The organism is Lysinibacillus sp. HST-98 (assembly GCF_016757845.1).
Taxonomy (GTDB): Bacteria; Bacillota; Bacilli; order Bacillales_A; family Planococcaceae; genus Lysinibacillus; species Lysinibacillus capsici.
In genome coordinates this window covers 54,739-71,213 of record NZ_JAENHX010000013.1, presented here as the reverse complement: position 1 = coordinate 71,213, position 16,475 = coordinate 54,739, and the positions used below count along the sequence as shown (strand labels likewise).

21 protein-coding genes are annotated in these 16,475 nt (G+C 36.5%); 4 read left to right on the top strand and 17 right to left on the bottom strand.

Going from position 1 to position 16,475, the window contains the following annotated elements:
- Positions 1-339: 339 nt before the first annotated feature.
- The 3 genes from JIN86_RS21640 to JIN86_RS21635 form a co-directional block, all read right to left on the bottom strand.
- Positions 340-2,268 carry a sigma-70 family RNA polymerase sigma factor gene (locus tag JIN86_RS21640; RefSeq protein WP_202342840.1) on the bottom strand — a complete coding sequence of 643 codons (1,929 nt, stop codon included), beginning with the start codon at positions 2,266-2,268 and terminating at the stop codon, positions 340-342.
- A gap of 282 nt (positions 2,269-2,550) precedes the next feature.
- Complete coding sequence (locus tag JIN86_RS23845) at positions 2,551-2,673, bottom strand: hypothetical protein (protein ID WP_255538396.1); 123 nt, start codon at positions 2,671-2,673, stop codon at positions 2,551-2,553.
- Between the two features lie 99 nt (positions 2,674-2,772).
- Positions 2,773-3,567, bottom strand: a complete 795-nt coding sequence (locus tag JIN86_RS21635) for a cupin domain-containing protein (protein WP_202342839.1) — start codon at positions 3,565-3,567, stop codon at positions 2,773-2,775.
- A gap of 364 nt (positions 3,568-3,931) precedes the next feature.
- Between JIN86_RS21635 and JIN86_RS21630 the strand changes: the two genes are divergently transcribed.
- Entirely contained in the window at positions 3,932-4,612 is a 681-nt protein-coding gene (locus tag JIN86_RS21630; RefSeq protein ID WP_202342838.1) for a DUF1541 domain-containing protein, read from the top strand.
- A 38-nt stretch (positions 4,613-4,650) separates the two neighbouring features.
- Here JIN86_RS21630 and JIN86_RS24045 read toward each other — a convergent pair whose 3' ends face one another.
- Positions 4,651-4,773: a four-helix bundle copper-binding protein gene (locus tag JIN86_RS24045; RefSeq protein WP_483306276.1), complete on the bottom strand. Its 123-nt coding sequence runs from the start codon at positions 4,771-4,773 to the stop codon at positions 4,651-4,653.
- 129 nt (positions 4,774-4,902) lie between these two features.
- Between JIN86_RS24045 and JIN86_RS23670 the strand changes: the two genes are divergently transcribed.
- A complete protein-coding gene (locus tag JIN86_RS23670; protein WP_320939828.1) occupies positions 4,903-5,154 on the top strand; it encodes a YetF domain-containing protein in 252 nt (83 codons plus the stop codon).
- Positions 5,155-5,166: 12 nt separating this feature from the next.
- On the opposite strand, the gene JIN86_RS21620 is transcribed toward JIN86_RS23670, so the two are convergent.
- The 4 genes from JIN86_RS21620 to JIN86_RS21605 all read right to left on the bottom strand — a co-directional run bounded on the left by JIN86_RS21620 (position 5,167) and on the right by JIN86_RS21605 (position 7,686).
- Positions 5,167-5,775 (bottom strand): hypothetical protein, encoded by a 609-nt coding sequence (locus tag JIN86_RS21620; protein ID WP_202342837.1) that lies wholly within the window; start codon positions 5,773-5,775, stop codon positions 5,167-5,169.
- Positions 5,776-6,205: 430 nt separating this feature from the next.
- A complete protein-coding gene (locus JIN86_RS21615; RefSeq protein WP_202342836.1) occupies positions 6,206-6,565 on the bottom strand; it encodes a DUF1304 domain-containing protein in 360 nt (119 codons plus the stop codon).
- 67 nt (positions 6,566-6,632) lie between these two features.
- Positions 6,633-7,259, bottom strand: coding sequence for a nitroreductase family protein (locus JIN86_RS21610; RefSeq protein ID WP_004228434.1), 627 nt, complete (start codon positions 7,257-7,259; stop codon positions 6,633-6,635).
- A 22-nt stretch (positions 7,260-7,281) separates the two neighbouring features.
- On the bottom strand, positions 7,282-7,686 hold the full coding sequence (locus JIN86_RS21605; protein ID WP_004228436.1) for an Ohr family peroxiredoxin: 405 nt from the start codon (positions 7,684-7,686) through the stop codon (positions 7,282-7,284).
- Between the two features lie 150 nt (positions 7,687-7,836).
- Here JIN86_RS21605 and JIN86_RS21600 point away from each other — a divergent pair, with 150 nt between their 5' ends.
- Positions 7,837-8,274, top strand: coding sequence for a MarR family winged helix-turn-helix transcriptional regulator (locus tag JIN86_RS21600; protein WP_202342835.1), 438 nt, complete (start codon positions 7,837-7,839; stop codon positions 8,272-8,274).
- 248 nt (positions 8,275-8,522) lie between these two features.
- On the top strand, positions 8,523-8,891 hold the full coding sequence (locus JIN86_RS21595; protein WP_370568737.1) for an SRPBCC family protein: 369 nt from the start codon (positions 8,523-8,525) through the stop codon (positions 8,889-8,891).
- A gap of 59 nt (positions 8,892-8,950) precedes the next feature.
- Here JIN86_RS21595 and JIN86_RS21590 read toward each other — a convergent pair whose 3' ends face one another.
- The 9 genes from JIN86_RS21590 to JIN86_RS21550 all read right to left on the bottom strand — a co-directional run bounded on the left by JIN86_RS21590 (position 8,951) and on the right by JIN86_RS21550 (position 15,632).
- Positions 8,951-9,727, bottom strand: coding sequence for a basic amino acid ABC transporter substrate-binding protein (locus tag JIN86_RS21590; RefSeq protein ID WP_202342834.1), 777 nt, complete (start codon positions 9,725-9,727; stop codon positions 8,951-8,953).
- A gap of 250 nt (positions 9,728-9,977) precedes the next feature.
- Positions 9,978-10,487: a hypothetical protein gene (locus JIN86_RS21585; RefSeq protein ID WP_202342833.1), complete on the bottom strand. Its 510-nt coding sequence runs from the start codon at positions 10,485-10,487 to the stop codon at positions 9,978-9,980.
- Complete coding sequence (locus JIN86_RS21580; RefSeq protein ID WP_202342873.1) at positions 10,484-10,963, bottom strand: RNA polymerase sigma factor; 480 nt, start codon at positions 10,961-10,963, stop codon at positions 10,484-10,486. The genes JIN86_RS21585 and JIN86_RS21580 overlap by 4 nt, the downstream gene beginning before the upstream one ends.
- A 194-nt stretch (positions 10,964-11,157) precedes the next feature.
- Positions 11,158-11,952, bottom strand: coding sequence for a nucleotidyl transferase AbiEii/AbiGii toxin family protein (locus JIN86_RS21575; protein WP_202342832.1), 795 nt, complete (start codon positions 11,950-11,952; stop codon positions 11,158-11,160).
- Positions 11,953-12,445: 493 nt separating this feature from the next.
- Positions 12,446-13,207: an ANT(4')-I family aminoglycoside nucleotidyltransferase gene (locus JIN86_RS21570; protein WP_370568736.1), complete on the bottom strand. Its 762-nt coding sequence runs from the start codon at positions 13,205-13,207 to the stop codon at positions 12,446-12,448.
- Between the two features lie 103 nt (positions 13,208-13,310).
- The gene (locus JIN86_RS21565) at positions 13,311-13,802 is read right to left on the bottom strand and encodes an immunity 22 family protein (protein ID WP_202342830.1); all 492 of its coding nucleotides are present in this window, start codon (positions 13,800-13,802) and stop codon (positions 13,311-13,313) included.
- Positions 13,803-13,806: 4 nt separating this feature from the next.
- On the bottom strand, positions 13,807-14,361 hold the full coding sequence (locus tag JIN86_RS21560; RefSeq protein WP_202342829.1) for a hypothetical protein: 555 nt from the start codon (positions 14,359-14,361) through the stop codon (positions 13,807-13,809).
- Positions 14,362-14,424: 63 nt separating this feature from the next.
- On the bottom strand, positions 14,425-15,213 hold the full coding sequence (locus JIN86_RS21555) for a class I SAM-dependent methyltransferase (RefSeq protein WP_202342828.1): 789 nt from the start codon (positions 15,211-15,213) through the stop codon (positions 14,425-14,427).
- Positions 15,201-15,632, bottom strand: a complete 432-nt coding sequence (locus tag JIN86_RS21550; RefSeq protein WP_004228455.1) for a BrxA/BrxB family bacilliredoxin — start codon at positions 15,630-15,632, stop codon at positions 15,201-15,203. Before JIN86_RS21550 ends, JIN86_RS21555 begins: the two co-directional genes overlap by 13 nt.
- Positions 15,633-16,475: the final 843 nt, after the last annotated feature.

The following is a 16,475-nucleotide window of genomic DNA, read 5'->3' as shown; positions in this document are numbered from 1 at the left end:
ATTAGCCCTCGATTGGACGCTTTATTGGTATAAATCTGACGTGATCCCTTTTAGTAGAAAAAGATTTTTCACAACTATAGGAAAAGATGGACGAAAAAAAGTATTACAGTTAACGATTAGTTTTGGTGAACCGTATCATTAGCAAGCGTAGTTTATGAGAAGAACCATCTAGAACATTAATGTAATAATGTTTTAGGTGGTTTTCTCTATAGAATGAATAGGAGCGTTTTTAGTTTGATAACAATTTGGTATGAAAATATAACTTGTTCTGGGTCTCTTTGTTTCATTTGTAGGCTTATAAAAATTATATATTCCCTGGGCTATTTTACTCTGATTTAATTAAAGTTTACTGACGATAAGTTGTCCTGTCTTTGCATCTATACCAACAATTCGTTGTTTTGTTTCCGATTGTCCCAATCGATATTGTAATACTTCATCGTTTTTATTTTCATCATACTGTCTAGACCATTGTAAAAAGGCATCGGCCTCTTTTAAGGCAGGTATTACGTTCTCTATAGGTTGAATAGTTGCAGAATCATAGGAGTAAAGGAGTTCTAGGTCAATACTAGGAGACCTGAATATATCGATGAATCCCGTCGTTTTATTTACGCCAACGTAAAAATGTTCCCATTCTATTTGTAAGCCATGAGCTACGTGCAGCGGAAAAGTGAAAAAAGCACGGTTCGCCTCATTAAAGGATGGTTTCTTGATTTGCATTTGTAAATAAGGAACATATTGTTTAAAATGTGTCGCAATAAATGTACAAGCAATATCGCGACAAGCTTCGAACGAAAGATCCAATTCACCTGTACGCTCTTTAAACCACATGAACTCCTTTAAATTCCTTGAATGCTTATCAACCTTCGCCTTCACCGTATCCTCTATACGTTCAAGTAGGAAATTTTCTATCGATTTATCTTTCGGAGCTTTCCTCTCTTTTTTTCGCCATACAATGCCCAGTGTATTTTCATCCATTTCGACTTCCCGTAGTTTTTCCATACAATCTGTTACACCTATAATATTTTCAAGTGTCTTCTGCTTTTCGAGCGGTTGTACGTAAGGAAACTTGGTGAACGAAGCTACATCTTCCTCAACTTCCTCTTCAAATAATGCTTTTCCATCAATTGCATTAAATGACTGGTATACCATTGGACTCTCGTAAATCGGGTACAGGCCAGACTGTGGAACAGAACAATTGTCACTCACTAAATACTTCATCGATAATGTCCACGGAGCTTTAAGTACTTGTTGTAAAATCCTGTCCTTGCTGGCAAGCTGCGTAGGGATTTTTGGTGGAGCTTTCGTGTAGCCATTGTACTTAAAATCAATGATTTCTCCGTACTTGGAAACGATTATTTTTGTGTAATAGCTTGCAAGAGGATAGCCTCCCACAAATTGTTTATATAAAAACTTTGTTTCATCCTCTTTTTCAATGATTGTAGACACAGTTAAATAATCTAATGCTTCAGTGTATTGCGCTGTTAAAAATTGTTCTGCAATGGCTTGCTGCTGCTGCGTTGTGACAAGTGTACCTGTTGTTGAAGGAGGTCTAGTTAAATCTAATAATTTTCCGTTCGGATCAAGTGACACTTCAATTCCTTCTTCTAATTCGTCTGTCGACCACATAAATGTAGCTTGTTCGTTTGAATAATCCTCTACTAGTAATTGATAGTTATCAGGAATTGACACAAAGTTTAACGCTAATTTCGCTAGTTGTTCCTTTAGCATATGTATCACTTCTTTCTGCTTAATTGGCTTGTTTATGCGTTGTTCAAGTTGCTTTTTTAATTGGATACGACCACGATGTAAATACATTTTGATCGTATTGATTGGCTTATCTAAGAGATAGGCGATTTCTTGTACTTTAAAATCAAAAAAATAAAATAATATAAGTACGGTTTGATAATCTTTTCGAAGTAAAGACAATGCCTCATGGACAAATTCGTAGTTCACTGATTGTTCTTGTTCAACTAGCTGTTGCTGTATAAGCTCAGTTTCCACTACTAGTGTACGCTTTTTTTGTCGTAGAAAAGCAAAACATTGTCGTATTAATATCTTAAACAGCCAGGTAGAGAAATATTTTGGTTCTTTTAATTGATGCATTGATTTGAAAGCTTGCAGCAATGTTTCTTGTACAATATCTGATGCGTCTTCTCTGTTATTAACATAGGAGTAAGCTTTTGCTAGAAGCTTAGACTTTTCAGCTTCTACTAGCTGCTCAAATGCAGCTTGCTGTCCACCGATAGCTGCTCTTACTAATTGTTCCATCTAAATACCTCCTATATTGTTAGAGTAACATTTTAGATGAAAAGGTTTCACTAAATAATAAATTATTTTGTTTTTTCTTATAGTTTGTAGCGAATTGCAATAATGGACGACTAAACGACATTTTATCAAGGTGAATGTATGTACGCTCTCAGTGAAAAAGTAAAAAATAGATACCCGCGATTTTTTTCATTATGAGAGATCGCTTTTTCTATTGCAGCTAACAAGGGGCAAATCCTGCGGAAATATGCCCCTAACACTTCTATGACCAGTTTGTCGTTCAACCTATCGCACAGTTGTACTTAAAATGTCGGCCATGATAGCTTTCACCGTAGACATTGCGTTTTCATTCGCTTCCACCGCATAATACATTGGCGTAATGATTTCTTGCTTGCAAGCATACTGCATATCTTGTAAATCATCGCTTGTATAAAAGGTTTTACCGAAAAAGAAAAAAGTTGAAATTTCAAAAGTCTTTTACCTGTATCCATTATCTTTAAAGTTTTTCTACATATTTTTGCTTTGTTGTAGAAGTTTAGATTCCCCTGTCTGTTCCCATTCTTCCACTGTCTTATATGCCTCTACTGGAGAATATCCTTTACCTACTAGAACTCCCATAAGAATAAATTCCTGAAGAATGTGTGTTGGATTTATTCCTCTTTGAACATCCTCTAATCCTTCATTTACCAAGAATTCCGTGTACCGCACCCATTCATCTGGAGTCTTGCCAGAAATAACTGTATTTCCATTACTATTATTTTTATCCTTTTCACCAGCCATTGCTGCAGCTTTAGTAGGGTGAACGGTTCCAAACGGATGGTTAGGCGGAGCATAGATAGAATAAAGTTTTAGTGGAACACTACCTATATTTGTTAAATTATGCCATGTTCCAGCAGGGATAAAAATAGCAAAATCATCATGGACATTTCTTTTAAAGGTTAAATTATCTTTACTCTTGCCCATTTGAGTTACCCCTTGACCCTGCTCTATACGCAAGAATTGATCCACATTAGGATGCATTTCTAATCCAATATCTTCTCCGGGATTTAGACTCATTAATGTTAGCTGTAAATGCTTTCCTGTCCATAAAGCTGTACGATACGTATTGTTTTGCTTTGACGCCTCGTTAATATTAATAACAAATGGGTTAGCTCCATAATCTTTTAACATTATTTCATTATTACCATTAGAAGCATGACCATAAGGGTATGTCCAGTAATTCGGGTATTCCATATAATGATGGATTGATGTATTTCCATAATAAGGGATTTGTTGTGGATACCCGTTAGATTGATAATACATTTAATTCATTCCCTTCACAGATTCATCATATTATCATATGCAATTGTTTTAGAAACGTCTTTCATTAAAAATTAGTTTTATGTATATCCAAAAAAACAAGAAATTTTGTCAAAGTAGCAATGATTACTGTTAAAGAAAATTTCCCCATATATCTATTAAATTTTTACGTTTTTTTGCATTGTTGAAGATGTTAGAATACCCTGTACTTTCTCATTCCTCGACTGTCTCATATGCTTTTTCAAGAGAATAGCCTTCTCAGCCCTCATTATATATGAATGCTTTTTAAAAGTGTTAGGCTAAAAAACAAACATATTGACTAGCTAACCGTATACTAGCTTAGAAAGAGGAATGGAGGCAATCTAATATGCAAAATGTTAGCGGTCCGATGGGAATGAATTTAACTAGTGACACTCATCTAATAGAAGACGTTTCAAGAGCAATTAATTTAGAAGTTCATGCTTATAATTTTTATCAAAGATTAATTCAATTAACTCCCAATGAACAGTTCAGACAGATTATTTTAAGAATACAGCACGATGAAATAAAGCATTATTATTGGTTCACAATGATTTTAAGGATGATGGGTGGACAAGAACCACAAATTACGTTTGGGGAAATACCAAGAGATTTTAAAGAAGGTGTCCAAAAAGCGATTCAAAATGAATTAGAGGCTTCTGCTTATTATCAGGATATTGCATCAAAAGCAACAACTCATTATGTTCAAATGCACTTTATGCATGCCTCACATGATGAACAACGACATGCAACTTGGTTACAAAATATATTGATGATGGACAATATGAAAATGAATAATTCAAGTTCAGGAGAAATTCTAGAAGGTTTAAAGGTAGCTGAAAATCCCGCTTTCCCAATAGGAAGTAAAGCTATTATAAATGCTGAACATATGCCTAACATGAAAGGGGCTGAAGCTACAATCATAGGTGCTTATGATACAACTGTGTATATGGTAGATTATATTTCTACTACAGGAGAAATAGTTAAAAATCATAAGTGGTTAGTAGAAAGTGAACTATCACCAAAATAATTCGGTTGGCAATATGCATATTGAAATTTTCAAAAATGCTATGCACATGATTCACAAATTTCTGTACATATGTTGCAAATTTGCTTAGTAATAGCACTAGTACAAGACATTAACGCCACCGCTTGTAAACAAATCTCTGTACAATCATTTAACCTTTCCAAAAAATTAATAATTAACAACAAAATTCAAAATATCTTCAATTGATAATTAGCCAAGAATCGTAGTCCTCTTGGCTTTTATTATTTATTTTATTAAAAAATATAACTTTATCAATTGTTTGTCGTATACTCTTGGAGCTTTTTACACAAGTTAATTCACATCTTTTAGAGTCTGCCTTTATAAAAAATCGAATGCATATGGAAGAGTTAACAATGATGTTACGCGAACAAGCTATTTTCTCTGTACAAGATGTACAATATGCATTACTTGAGACAGATGGTAAACTCAGTGTTTTACCAAAAACTTCTGAACAGGTTGCGACAAAACAGGGTGTCAAAGCAGATATCTCACAAGCCTACCTACAAACATTTTGGATTAAATAGAACTTATCTCTTTTATTTATCCGTCCATAGCACTTTGTAAAAAAATGCAAGTTCAGCTCCTTCAATACCCGGAGGTAGTTCCCCATTTCTGCCTTTACCAGAATGTAGTTCGTTTTTAGTAGTGCCTAGCCACGCTGTTAAATAAATAGGTTTATTTTTTTCTAAAGTCATTTTTTCGTCCATTAGTAAGCTGAAAGATGAAGTTGTCATGTTATTCGAATAAAATGTTGTTGCAAGCCCAGAAGGTATACCATTTAACAGTTTTAAAGAATAGTCTTCGTCCCTACTGTCACTTATTCCAAAAGAAATAAGGCTATCATTATATTTTGTCTCCAGTTCACCCCAAGTCTTTAGTAACTCCCCTTTAAACTTCCCGTTTTCAAACACTTCCACTGAAAATTGCAAATCATCATCTTCTTTCAAAGTGCCATTCAACTTGAAAAAATTAATTTGCTCTACACCTGTTTTACTGATGAGTAAAGTTTCTTTTTCACTCATGTTGTAGGGCTCAATGGTTATTTTAGTATTTGATGGGGATTTTTCCTTTTCAACTCCTGCACATCCAATTAACAACAACAAGGTGAACATTATTAACAAGCTGTAACCTGTAAAGTACCGCATTTTCGCCCTCCCATTTATGAGTGTTTCATTAAATTATTTCAAATTATACCCATTTTTACAATAAGCATTACTACCTTCAATGGCCCTATAGCAAAAAACAACCACTCTCTACATGAGTGTTTTAATTGAAATTAAAGTTGTCCTTTCCAAGCTTTCGCTTAGCTGAGCGTATATCGATGGTAGGTAATATCTTGACGAATATTTCCATTAAAAATTATATCATTTAATCTTTTTAACTCATTGAACAATAATACTTTTTCTAATAGTTACAGATGCATCAAGCATTTATTTATAAAGAACAGTATCCAAATACCATTGCTTGGCTTCTGCTTATATCTTTGATAAAGCTCCTGATATGTAGGATAGGGTGACAAGTTTACATTAAGTTTTTATGATTAAATAACATCTTACGCATTCTGTAGAAATTCCTTTAGAAAAATAAACTAATAAGTGCTAAAATAGCAGGTCCACCTTGTTTTAATAGAATCGATTTAGAGCTTGTTAAGCTACCATACAAAGCGACAATGATTACAAAGATTAAGAAAATGGCAACCATTTCCGTTTGCTGATGTGACAAAAATAATCCATACAATAAGGCGATCGCAATCAGACCATTATAAACGCCTTGATTTTTGAAAAAAACTTGAACATTTGCATTTTCTAATGCTTCTTCAGACAGATTAAATGTTTTTGCTGTTCGTTTAGAAGTAGTTGCAAACGTTTCTAAATACATAATATACAAATGCTCAGCTGCTACGACTAAGCTTAACATAAAAGTTAATGAAGACATCCTATTCCCTCCTAAAAAATCTTAAAAAAAGCAATGTCCTCACGTGTATCAAGGACATTGCTTGAAACTATTTATTAAACCGAACAATGCGGTCTATTGGTAGGCGTGAAGAACCATATGCTGGGGCTGCCGCTTCACCAATGGCTAATAATAAAATAGGAATTTCATTTGCTGGTAATTCCATGTATTCAGCGAATTTTGCTTTATCAAACCCACCCATCGGAACGGTATCATAGCCCATTTCTTTCGCTAATAGCATGATTTGCATCGATACTAAGCCAGCATCAAAGTGTACGATATTTTCTAATGTTTTTGTTGGTGCTGAACCATACATTGTCAGCGCATCTTGTGCAAGCTTATTGGCAATTGGTTCTGGCATATAGCCCAGCTCCACATTTTTTGCATAGATTTCCTCAGCATTTACATACATCTCTATATCACCAATGACAGCAATAATAGCCGAGGCTGTTTCGATTTGCTCTTGATTAAATGAAAAGAAGTTTATATTCTTCTGAATTTCCTTATCATCAATCACAAGAAAGCGCCATGGCTGCATATTACTTGAAGAAGGTGCTGAAGTAGCATCCTGCAACAGCTGCATGATTGTTTCACGCGGAATTTTAGTCTCTGCATTGTATTTACGAACAGATTTACGCATTTGCATCATTTGTTTTAATGGTGTTGTTGATAACATGTCGTTTCCCTCTTTTCACAATTTAAACTGCTTTTATTGTTACATTAATATTGCCCATTGTGGCTTTTGAATATGGGCATACCGTATGTGTGACCTCTAATAATTCCTGTGCTTCCTCCACTGCTAGTCCTTCAATATGCCCTTCGATTTCCACAGCAAGTACATAGTCAAAAGAAGCTTGCTCCATTAATTTCACTGTTACTTTAATGGTTGATGCATTTTTTAGTTTCTTTTGGCGTTTGATTAAATCTAATGCACTATTAAAGCAAGCACTATAGCCAGCTGCAAATAATTGTTCTGGGTTTGTCACATCGGCTAATTTTGAGCCTGGTGGTGCAATTTTTAACGATAAAGATTGATCTTCTGCATAGGATGTGCCGCTACGGCCACCTTCATTAATCATTGTAGTTGCGTATAATTCTTTCATTACTGAAAACCCCTTATCTTTTGTTATTAATTAAATTGTGTACAATCTAATTTTCACAAATTGAATTGTACACAATTTAATTGCGTTTGACAAGTAGGAACTTTATTTTTAATATAAATGGTAGTAGAAGAACTTTAAGAGGGGATTTTTATGCCTAATCATTTAGATAATCAGCTGTGCTTTCTTTTGTATGCAACATCAAAGGAAATCACTCGGCAATATACATTATTATTGAAGCCTTACGATCTTACTTATACAGGCTATATCACTTTATTAGCTTTAGAGGAAAACGAACAGATCACGGTGAAAGAATTGGGCCAACGTTTATTTTTAGATTCAGGAACATTAACACCGTTGTTAAAAAAATTAGAGGCAAAGAATTACATTTGTCGTGAGCGTTCTAAGGAGGACGAACGATTAATGAAAATATATTTAACCAAGGAAGGCTTAGATGTAAGAAGGAAACTACCTGAAGTGTCCCGCCAAGTGATGAAGCAATCTAATATCTCAGAGCAGCAATTTGTACAGCTGAAAAATGTACTTCAAGATATCGTTTACAACGACTGGAAAATAAAAGATGAAAATTAACGCATAGCTATTCCATTAATAGGATTAGTCTCCCCATCAGCAAACCTAATAAAGTAGACCTGTCAGTGCAAATAAGAAGGTTGGAGCTACATCGGCTTCAATCTTTTTTGTTTTTCTCTCCCTCATCTCTTCAAATTGTTAATAATCATGTGACTATAGTTGAGGTGTTTGGATGAAAACATGGACAAATAAACATAAATGCCCCCATCAAAAACGTTTGGAAATTACTTGATGGCTCTTTAGCTGACATGCAGAAGATTATGCCACAGGTACTTGAAAACAAGCCTGTAAAAGTAACAGAAGAAGGGGTTGGCAGTATTTATCGCCAAAAATATAAAGAAGGAAAACGTATCGAAACGTATGATGTAGAAACATTGGAATATTCGAATACACCTGATAAAAAAATATTGAAAGTAGGCTTTGTACTCGCTAATATGTTTGAAATTACGGCTTACTATGACTTAAACAAAATAAATGAAACAGTGACTTCCTTTACTTATACCGTAACAAATAATGCGTTAAAATGGTTCGTCAAATTATTTTTATTGTTTGCATCGGACAAAGTAGTCGTACAATTTTTAGAACGGGTCAAAACAGTTGCTGAAGCGCAAGACTAGCACCTAAAAAATAAACCATAGAACTCCCCTTGAGGTGAGCTTCTACGGTTTATTTATTACTAAAAGTCTGAACCTGTAATTTCTTTTAACTTACCGTTTTCTTTAATCTTTTTAAGGCCTTCATTTAACTTATCTAAAAGCTCTTTGTTCCCCTTTTGAACCATGAAACCATAGTATTCTTTTTCGAAGGAATCATCTTTAATTACTTTGATTTTATCATTTGGATGTGCCTTGATATATTCATAAACAACTGAATTATCTCCAATTGCCGCTTCTACGTTGCCATTCAGCATCTCTTGAATAGCAATTGGTTGATTTTCGAAAGCAAAAATGTTGGGACTAGATTCACCCTGTAGCTTTTTGGCAGCCATATGACCAGTAGCATTAATTTGTACAGAAATCTTTTTGTCTTTTAATTCATCCAATGATTGGATCTTTGAATCTTCTTTCACCACGATTAATAATTGAGATTCGTAATACGGCTCAGTAAAATCAAATGTTTCCTTACGCTCGTCCGTAATGGTAATCCCTGCACCACCAATATCTGTTTCACCATTTTTAATTGTTTGGAATACAGGCTCCCAACCAATACTTTCCCACTTCACTTCAAAATCCATTTCATCCGCGATTGCTTGTAGCACATCCACATCAATCCCTACAATATTCCCTTTATCATCAAGTGAAACGATAGGTGCAAATGTAGCCTCAGTACCTACCTTATAAACTTTTTTACTATCCCCTTCACCTGATGATGTATTGTCTTTCGAGCCGCAACCCGCTAAAACTAGCGTGAAAGCTGCCATAATTGTAAGCAACACCATTAAATTTCTTTTCATAGCCCATCCCCCTAGTATGATATTTTTTCCATAATGCGTATTATTTTTCGCAATTCGGAAATGTAAGACTATTACGTAAATTATAGTGACAATATTCTCTTTAGACAATACTTTTTTGTATAAAAATAATCATTTCTTTATAAATAGTATTATCCAATCTCGTTTTTAGGATAAAAAGGAATAAATAGTTAATAGAAAGATATAAAAAAAGAATCTCCCATAGGAAATTCTTTTTTGAGCATTTAAATCTTTATCGTATTGGATGTTCAAAGTTCCAATTTGTATAAATGGCAGCAGCCTGAACTGGATTTGAGGAGGTATCTTCTGTATAGCCGCCAATTAAATTACCTACTCTAAAAGTAGGCTCAAATAGCTGTTCCTCCTTAGGTGGTGCTGTCGGTCCGTCTATTCCTATTTTGGTTTTGTCTGTCACGACTACTTTCATACCGTTATCCAATGTAAAGCTCAATCCATCTTCTCCGACTTCTGTAATGGTCCCTTCGATATTTACTAGCGCACTTGCCGCAGGAGCTGAATGGTCCGCAACAATTCTCTCCGTCAAATCAATTGGTGTATCATGATTTATATTTACCATAGCAAGGACAGCAATCACTGCACAGGCTACTAAGCTTCCAACACTAATTCTCACTTTTTTCATAAAGGACCTCTTTTCATATTCCATCATCTCTTCCTGCATTTTACGCTTAAATTCCTCAGAAGCATGAATCTGCTTCATCACATTCTTATAAGCATTCATCATACTTTGCTCCCCTCTTCTAGAATCGTTTTCAGCTTCATTCGTGCCCTTCTGAGCTTTGAGCCTATTGTATTTACGTTGATCTCTAATAAATCAGCCATTTCTAAGGTTGTATAGCCCTCGTAATAATGTAAATAAACAATGACTCTCTCTTCTGAAGGAAGCTCAAAAATTTCAGTAAGAACCATCTGCTCCTCTTTTGCAATAAAGGCCATTTCTTCTGTAATGGGTACTGTCTTCTTCACACGTGAAGACTTAAAATAATCCTTGCACTTATTGAATGTCACCTTTATGAGCCAAGCCTTTAAATGTGCTTCATGAGCAAAGGGCTTGTTTTGCCTCATCAGTGTCATATAAACTTCCTGCACAATGTCCTCTGCCTCAGCCATATTTTTGGTCTGTTGCACAGCAATTCGTATAAGGGTGTCACTATATGTTTGAACAATTTCTTGCACACTTAAGCCAGCAAACTTTATCATATTTTTCACCTAACCTCCTTCATGACATAATACGATTCAACTTTATCTATTCGTGCAACAGATACACTTTAGCTTACATTTTAATAAAAAGAAGAGACTCTTCATGGGACATACAAATGTATTCCTCTCATAAATTACTGAATAATAGCCATGCAAAAACCCGCAAACCGTAGATGATTTGCGGGTCCCTCTCCTCATTGCCAAACTCGATTGTTCCATTGCTTGAAAAATTCGTCCTCAGCCAAGATAGCTTCATAAATAGGGATAAAGAATTGTTTCAGAATCCCTGACATCTCAAGTGTAGAAGTTAGCTCGATTGTAAAATGATGTCGATCAAATAAGTCCACAATATATGCCTGCAATCTTCGTCCTTCAATAGTTTGCGTTTGTAGCAATTGTTGTACTTCATTTATTGTTTTTTCAGTCTTTTCTAATGCTGGGTACTGGTAAATTTCGATAAATTTTTGCGCAAGCACAAATTCTGTTGGATATGTATAAACCACCGCAGCCTTATTGTCTAGCAAGCTCGGAAAATTAATGGTCTTTGGTGTTATTCGCATGTTTTCGTTAAAGGTAATCCTTACTTCTATGTATACTGTCATTTTGCCCAATGTAGCTGGTATGCTTAGTTGAATATTGTCATTCGATACGGACGATTTGATCTGCTGTGCATTCCATTCAATACCATCCGCTGGTATTGCTAGTGAGCAAATTTCATTAAAGGCCTGTTTCACTATATCGTGTTGATGAACGCTTGCTTGCGCTGTCAGCGTGACTTCTTTGGAAGGGTTCACCAATCCATTTGTTAAAGCAAATAAAAGTAGATCCCCATCTAGATAAAATTGATCTTCATAGGAGGATACGGATAGACGATAAAGCAGTCTTTCTTGGCAATAGCGTGATACTAGCTGATCCATATTGTCTTGCCGTGTAACCATTTCTTCTAATTGTGTCACGACATTCGTCGATAGTGTGTCGATATTTCCCATTGACATCCCTCACCTTTTTGATTTTTCTGATTTTTTAACAGAATTTAGATTTTTACCAAAATTCATGCCTTTATTATCACTTATTTATGGAAGAGAGTAAACGGTAATGTATACCAATAAGGCCTGTCATGGTTGAACATGACAGGCTTTAAAATTAGACAAGGGGCAGCCTCGCTGTTGCGAAACTACCCCTTTAGTATTTATAGGTAACATTCTCGTAAATTGTAAAAGTCTCAACCCAATCGTCTGGGGAATATTATCTTGAAACCAAATTCGTTTCATCACCGCGGTAAAATTCCACTGTGTGCCTTCTAACTTAAGCAACGCAAACCCTACCATCTTTTGCGTCCTTGCAGCCCCAAAGCATGCGCCAGTGTGAATAAGTATCTACAAAAACAAAAAGCAGAATGCCAGATTACGGAAATATGCTACCTAAAATAGCACGTGTTCTATTATAGCATCTTATACTATAAAAGTAAAGTACTACAAACAATTACCAAGGAATCCCCTTAGAGCATTTAATCTGATAGCCCTTTTCAGCTGTCCATTGAAGAAGTGTTTGCCAAAAGTTTTCACAGGCAGCTATGATTTGCTGAGGATTCGTTAGATTGCCCGCCATGACCATTTCAGCTAATGCTTTTAACCCGTGTGGCTGATCATCCATCGCTAAAGCCTCAGGTAATACTTGTGCAGATGTTGTATAGCACTGCTTATGGTGTAATCCTACTATCATGGCACCTGTCATCGCTATTTTCATCGCCAGTATCGGCAAAAATGTGGTGGGACCCTGAACAGCTATGTTCCTTAATTTCCCCATGTATTCATACATTTCTTCTACAATGGTTTTGCAAATTGCTTCCTTAAATCGGGCATTCTCCACAGTGGCCGCTTTGTCTTTGAGTTCTAGAAAAAAGCCAGAAGGATCGTAAAGTGGCTGTAAATCGAAAAACTTCCCATTTGTTAATGGCCAATCTTCCTCAACCGTTATGGCTTCTTCGATAATCACTTCTGCTTGATCGAAATTAACCTCTGCCTTCCAATCTCCTGCTGTCCATTCATAGCTATAGCTATGCTCTAATTGATGACAGATACACTTAAGCTCAATGTCGGAAAACGGACCATCCGTTTTTCTAGCCAACGAGCCATAAATACCAATTGCTCGAACATTTCCTCCATATTTTGCGAGAACTTGTTGCGCAATCGAATGGGCAATCTGCATGCGTTCATCACTTGTCTTTTTTCTTGGTCCAATCATGTACATCGCTCCTTTTATAAGTAAGATCGTTGTTATTGAACCAAGGTGGACCACGGGCTTAACGAGGAATTTTTGCTGGTGACATTATCAAAATCTCCTTTCATCACATTTCCTGCAATTTAATAGAGCATACAAAATCGATATGAAACGCTTCATGACTTACCGTTTGAATAAGACCCTCATATTTCATATCATATAGTAAAATCATTGTATTATAAGCTTTCTGTAGTTCATTCCCCATTTTGGCTAGCACTTGATGTTTAAATTGCTGCGAATAGGAAAATTCATCACAAAGTAGTTGCTTAAGTTGGTTTGAAGCTGCTTCGTAAAATAGCGCTTCACAAAAATCCTCGTCGAAGGTTAAGCCGAAATCGTATTCAAATTGATTGTAGAACTCATCATAAAGTGCTTGAAACTCTTCCTCACAAGTACGGTGCTGATTTTCTGGTAAAAAAAGCTTTGCTAACTTTTGTGAAAAGGCTTCGTCTGTTTCATCTTCTCCCTGATAGACAGTGGCAAGATATGTATGTAACTGTTCTTCACTTGTAAAATTACCAACCCATATGGAAACATAGCCATTTTGTTCATCATCCATGACCTCATCCCTTTCTCGAATAAATCAATGCACCGCCTGAGCCCATTATTATTAAATGCTTGCCAGATGGAGAAAATCCACATTTAATCATGCCATCTAATCGCTGTAAATCAATAGCTGTCGCATTTTTTAAATAAGTATAATTAGTTGTATAAAGATAATCGAGTACTACTGTTGCACGTGGCCACCAAGGATAAATAACTTCAACCTGCCAGCCATCTGCTGTCATATGCATCCCATCCCCAGCTTCAAAGCCGAAAATAGATATTGTCCCCTGAGGCAATTGAAATGTTAAACGGTCATTACTCATTCTGTCGTCGGTTTCATCCACGTCTCGTTCTCGATGAAGACGACGACCTGTTATAGGCTCAGTGACACTATAGCCAGAGCCACTAATTAGTACGATGTTTTCCTCATGATCCCAACCGCAAGCCAAAACACCATTGGCAGCAATGCTCGTTTCATACGCCCATGGAATAGGAGGTTTCGTGCAGATCAACGACTGCGCATTCGCCAGCAAGTCTAGCTCAAAGGGAGTTCGTCTATCATTGTTCACCATATTATTCCACTCTCCTCTTTTATTACCATATACTAAAAAAAGGCTTGTCTCAAGAACAAGCCTCTATACCTCTAACACACCATAATGAAATTTTGCAGTGATCCGTTCATGCTGCTGAAAGCCATAGGTCACAAACCACTCTGAGCGAAAATGTGCCTTTAACACCACACGCTTTTTCGCTACACGCTTGGCTTCATAAACCCATTCATCGGTTAATGTGACATGCTCCCCTGCTAGCCGTAATGCCTGAAAATTATTGGCCTCTTCTATAACCTTCTCAAACATTGGGTCCATATAAACCACATCAAATGCGTTGTCTGGTAGGGTTTTTAAATAGCGAACAGCCTCAGACTGTATTACCTCGATGTGTCGCATACAGGTAGTTAACGGTAGCTCGGATGTATCATAGGCTTGCATCCCCTGTCTAACAATAAACGCTACATTTGGATTCGCTTCCAGTCCCACAACACGACCTGCTTCACCCACTGTATAAGCCGCTAACATGGCATCTGCCGCTAAACCTAACGTACAATCCAACACCGAATCCCCCAGTTGAAGCTGTGCCGCTTCCAAAAAAGGCTCTGCCTCACCACGGGCCACACGCTTTAATCGAAACGCCGCAGAATTGGGATGAAAGAAAAACGGCTCCTCCGCCCCATAGGCATAATACTCGAAGCGATTCTTCCCAGCGACCATCACATGTGCCTGCAACTCCTGCGAAATTTTGCGAACAGAGCGCTTGTTCCGTGGCTCAAACGCAGCACCTAATTCTTGACACGCAAAAGCAGCGAGCGCCATCGATACATCGTCTGGTCTGCCCGCTGTCGTCACAATCGTTTTTAGTTCTCGCATGTTTGCTCTAACACGCCAGTTAAATGAGAGACAATCTGCTCCACAGGGAATCCCTCAATTTGTTCACGTGGGATAAAATAAGCCAACTCCCCATCCTTTAGAATCGCCATAGATGGTGAGCTAGGTGGCACATCCTCAAAATAACCACGCATCGCCGCAGTCGCCTCTGGATCCTGCCCCGCAAACACCGTCACAAGATGATCTGGCTTCACCGCTGCAATCGCCTCACGCGCCGCTGGACGAGCAAGCCCTGCCGCACACCCACAAACCGAGTTAATCACCACTAACGAAGTTCCCTTCGTCTCTGCCATAAATTCATTCACCGCATCCGCAGTTGTTAGCTCCGTAAAACCAGCCTCCACAAGCTCCTCACGCATCGGCTTCACAACCTGCTTCATATATTCATCATAAGCGTTCATGCTTTTACCCTCTTTCCTATGTATTCGCAAACCTTATTATAGCAAGGTTTCGTGTGAATGTACAAAGACATGCTTTTTGCCTGATTTCGGGGGTTTTCGGGGGAAATGTGACTTTTTCGTGATTTTGGTGCCTTTTTTTGTGTAACGGATAGTGGTTTTGTATTTTATCAAGTATTAGTTTATGGAAATAATTACATAGATGAAATAGAACAATACATTGTTAAGATTTTATAGGTCTAACATTCTAAGGGGAAATTTTCAGAATTGAAATTGAGGTGAGTTAAATGACGTTCGCATCGTTCGGATTATTATGTATACCCATTTTATATCTTTATCATTACCTGCGTGGCCAATTTCTTGATTTTTTGTGCGACTGCTTTTCATCGGTGTTATGGCAACTGATAGCGAAGAAATCACTATGATTTCATTCATTTTAGGGTTTTTATTCATCACTGTTTTACCATTACTTTTCTTCATTTGGTCACTAAAAGATTTTCTAATTTTATGTAAAAAGTAAGAGAGACAGTAAATAAAAACATAAAAAAGCCCCGGCTCAAAATTAATTGAGTACCTGGGCTTTGGAAATGATACATGTTTAGTCCTTCTTTTTATCTCTGTTTTTATCAAGAAATTCAAATACTACGAAAATTATACCCATAAGAATTGTAAATTTAAGTGCCTTCATAAATGATTCATCAAAAATAAAGTAAGAACTTATTAACAAAACAAAAATAGCAGCGATATATCTTAATAAAGCTCTATACATCTGTTCCTCCTTTATCCAAGCTCTAAAACTAGTAAGTAAACACTTAATTTTTATGCCTTATTAATATTATTAAAAAA

What these genes read in the sequence shown, in the direction of transcription:
- JIN86_RS21585 (WP_202342833.1), bottom strand. Translation starts at nt 10,487, where the DNA reads ATGATGAATGCTTATAAGAATGTGATGAAGCAGATTCATGCTTCTGAG.
- JIN86_RS21595 (WP_370568737.1), top strand. Translation starts at nt 8,523, where the DNA reads ATGCAGAAGATTATGCCACAGGTACTTGAAAACAAGCCTGTAAAAGTA.
- JIN86_RS21580 (WP_202342873.1), bottom strand. Translation starts at nt 10,963, where the DNA reads ATGATAAAGTTTGCTGGCTTAAGTGTGCAAGAAATTGTTCAAACATAT.
- JIN86_RS23845 (WP_255538396.1), bottom strand. Translation starts at nt 2,673, where the DNA reads ATGCAGTATGCTTGCAAGCAAGAAATCATTACGCCAATGTATTATGCG.
- JIN86_RS21610 (WP_004228434.1), bottom strand. Translation starts at nt 7,259, where the DNA reads ATGTTATCAACAACACCATTAAAACAAATGATGCAAATGCGTAAATCT.
- JIN86_RS21615 (WP_202342836.1), bottom strand. Translation starts at nt 6,565, where the DNA reads ATGTCTTCATTAACTTTTATGTTAAGCTTAGTCGTAGCAGCTGAGCAT.
- JIN86_RS21590 (WP_202342834.1), bottom strand. Translation starts at nt 9,727, where the DNA reads ATGAAAAGAAATTTAATGGTGTTGCTTACAATTATGGCAGCTTTCACG.
- JIN86_RS21550 (WP_004228455.1), bottom strand. Translation starts at nt 15,632, where the DNA reads ATGAACGCTTATGATGAATATATGAAGCAGGTTGTGAAGCCGATGCGT.
- JIN86_RS21600 (WP_202342835.1), top strand. Translation starts at nt 7,837, where the DNA reads ATGCCTAATCATTTAGATAATCAGCTGTGCTTTCTTTTGTATGCAACA.
- JIN86_RS21630 (WP_202342838.1), top strand. Translation starts at nt 3,932, where the DNA reads ATGCAAAATGTTAGCGGTCCGATGGGAATGAATTTAACTAGTGACACT.
- JIN86_RS21605 (WP_004228436.1), bottom strand. Translation starts at nt 7,686, where the DNA reads ATGAAAGAATTATACGCAACTACAATGATTAATGAAGGTGGCCGTAGC.
- JIN86_RS21560 (WP_202342829.1), bottom strand. Translation starts at nt 14,361, where the DNA reads ATGGTGAACAATGATAGACGAACTCCCTTTGAGCTAGACTTGCTGGCG.
- JIN86_RS21620 (WP_202342837.1), bottom strand. Translation starts at nt 5,775, where the DNA reads ATGCGGTACTTTACAGGTTACAGCTTGTTAATAATGTTCACCTTGTTG.
- JIN86_RS21565 (WP_202342830.1), bottom strand. Translation starts at nt 13,802, where the DNA reads ATGGATGATGAACAAAATGGCTATGTTTCCATATGGGTTGGTAATTTT.
- JIN86_RS21635 (WP_202342839.1), bottom strand. Translation starts at nt 3,567, where the DNA reads ATGTATTATCAATCTAACGGGTATCCACAACAAATCCCTTATTATGGA.
- JIN86_RS21575 (WP_202342832.1), bottom strand. Translation starts at nt 11,952, where the DNA reads ATGGGAAATATCGACACACTATCGACGAATGTCGTGACACAATTAGAA.
- JIN86_RS21555 (WP_202342828.1), bottom strand. Translation starts at nt 15,213, where the DNA reads ATGCGAGAACTAAAAACGATTGTGACGACAGCGGGCAGACCAGACGAT.
- JIN86_RS21640 (WP_202342840.1), bottom strand. Translation starts at nt 2,268, where the DNA reads ATGGAACAATTAGTAAGAGCAGCTATCGGTGGACAGCAAGCTGCATTT.
- JIN86_RS21570 (WP_370568736.1), bottom strand. Translation starts at nt 13,207, where the DNA reads ATGATTGGACCAAGAAAAAAGACAAGTGATGAACGCATGCAGATTGCC.